This is a genomic window from Brevibacillus sp. HB2.2, from assembly GCF_013284275.1.
In the GTDB taxonomy this organism is placed as follows: domain Bacteria; phylum Bacillota; class Bacilli; order Brevibacillales; family Brevibacillaceae; genus Brevibacillus; species Brevibacillus brevis_D.
In genome coordinates this window covers 1-650 of the sequence record NZ_JABSUV010000108.1, presented here as the reverse complement: position 1 = coordinate 650, position 650 = coordinate 1, and the positions used below count along the sequence as shown (strand labels likewise).

The 650-nt window shown below is 52.3% G+C and carries 1 protein-coding gene; it reads right to left on the bottom strand.

The window, feature by feature from the left end; all coding sequences use genetic code 11:
* Window positions 1-650 (bottom strand): AMP-binding protein (locus HP401_RS29515; RefSeq protein WP_173607629.1); only part of this gene is annotated, 650 nt, incomplete at both ends.

The following is a 650-nucleotide window of genomic DNA, read 5'->3' as shown; positions in this document are numbered from 1 at the left end:
TGAACTGATCGTCTCTGATAACTCTGTGACTGGATAGCAACAGGTGAATGTCGTGTTTTCTGTTGGACCGTACCCGTTGATAATCGTGAGTCCTTCGAGTTCCAACGCTTTTCTTACGTGAGGAACCGAGACGACATCTCCACCCACGAGCAGTTGGCGAACCCCCGCTAGGTACTCTTTGTGATGATCCACCATCAGTGTGAACAGTCCCGCCGTTAGCCAAAGCGTCGTAACCTTATGAGTCTGAATGGCTTGTCCCAGTTCTTCCAAGGAAGGCAGATCAGGCGGCATCAGCACCAGCTTTGCCCCATTCAGCAAGCTACCCCAAATCTCAAAGGTCGCCGCATCGAATGATACTGTCGATGCTTGCAGGAAAACGTCCTGCTCTGTGATCGTCACGTAGTCGGTCTCTTTGACGAGACGGACAATACCTCGATGGATGACAAGCGTTCCTTTTGGCAACCCGGTAGAGCCTGAGGTGTAGATCACGTAAGCGAGACTTTCCGCTGTGGTGTCAATATCAGGTGCCTGTTCACTTTCATCGGCAATCATCGTCCAGTCGCGATCCAGACATATCACGGTATGCTCTCCGGATGGGAGTGACGGTAGAAGCTGCTCCTGCGTGAGCAAAACAGTCACGCGGGCGTCGT